This window comes from Streptomyces sp. NPDC093600 (assembly GCF_044764755.1).
In the GTDB taxonomy this organism is placed as follows: Bacteria; Actinomycetota; Actinomycetes; order Streptomycetales; family Streptomycetaceae; genus Streptomyces.
The window spans coordinates 1-1,399 of the sequence record NZ_JBIWIU010000026.1; the positions used below are offsets into that span (position 1 = coordinate 1).

1 rRNA gene (cut by a window edge) is annotated in these 1,399 nt (G+C 56.3%); it reads right to left on the reverse strand.

Features of this window, described 5'->3' with window-relative positions:
- Positions 1-6: 6 nt before the first annotated feature.
- Positions 7-1,399 (reverse strand): 23S ribosomal RNA (locus ACIRB4_RS31595) (it continues 1,796 nt past the right edge of the window).

Below are 1,399 nucleotides of genomic sequence, written 5' to 3' on the forward strand. Positions count from 1 at the left end.
GCAACTGAGGACAAGCCCTCGGCCTATTAGTACCGGTCAGCTCCACCCATTACTGGGCTTCCACATCCGGCCTATCAACCCAGTCGTCTACTGGGAGCCTTACCCTCTCAAGGAGGTGGGAATACTCATCTCGAAGCAGGCTTCCCGCTTAGATGCTTTCAGCGGTTATCCCTCCCGAACGTAGCCAACCAGCCATGCCCTTGGCAGGACAACTGGCACACCAGAGGTTCGTCCGTCCCGGTCCTCTCGTACTAGGGACAGCCCTTCTCAATATTCCTACGCGCGCAGCGGATAGGGACCGAACTGTCTCACGACGTTCTAAACCCAGCTCGCGTACCGCTTTAATGGGCGAACAGCCCAACCCTTGGGACCGACTCCAGCCCCAGGATGCGACGAGCCGACATCGAGGTGCCAAACCATCCCGTCGATATGGACTCTTGGGGAAGATCAGCCTGTTATCCCCGGGGTACCTTTTATCCGTTGAGCGACGGCGCTTCCACAAGCCACCGCCGGATCACTAGTCCCGACTTTCGTCCCTGCTCGACCCGTCGGTCTCACAGTCAAGCTCCCTTGTGCACTTACACTCAACACCTGATTGCCAACCAGGCTGAGGGAACCTTTGGGCGCCTCCGTTACCCTTTGGGAGGCAACCGCCCCAGTTAAACTACCCATCAGACACTGTCCCTGATCCGGATCACGGACCGAGGTTAGACATCCAGCACGACCAGAGTGGTATTTCAACGGCGACTCCACCATGACTGGCGTCACGGCTTCAAAGTCTCCCACCTATCCTACACAAGCCGAACCGAACACCAATATCAAACTGTAGTAAAGGTCCCGGGGTCTTTCCGTCCTGCTGCGCGAAACGAGCATCTTTACTCGTAGTGCAATTTCACCGGGCCTATGGTTGAGACAGTCGAGAAGTCGTTACGCCATTCGTGCAGGTCGGAACTTACCCGACAAGGAATTTCGCTACCTTAGGATGGTTATAGTTACCACCGCCGTTTACTGGCGCTTAAGTTCTCAGCTTCGCAACCCCGAAAGGTCACTAACCGGTCCCCTTAACGTTCCAGCACCGGGCAGGCGTCAGTCCGTATACATCGCCTTACGGCTTCGCACGGACCTGTGTTTTTAGTAAACAGTCGCTTCTCGCTGGTCTCTGCGGCCACCCCCAGCTCACGGAGTAAATCCGATCACCAGTGATGGCCCCCCTTCTCCCGAAGTTACGGGGGCATTTTGCCGAGTTCCTTAACCATAGTTCACCCGAACGCCTCGGTATTCTCTACCTGACCACCTGAGTCGGTTTAGGGTACGGGCCGCCATGAAACTCGCTAGAGGCTTTTCTCGACAGCATAGGATCATCCACTTCACCACAATCGGCTCGGCATCAGGTCTCAGC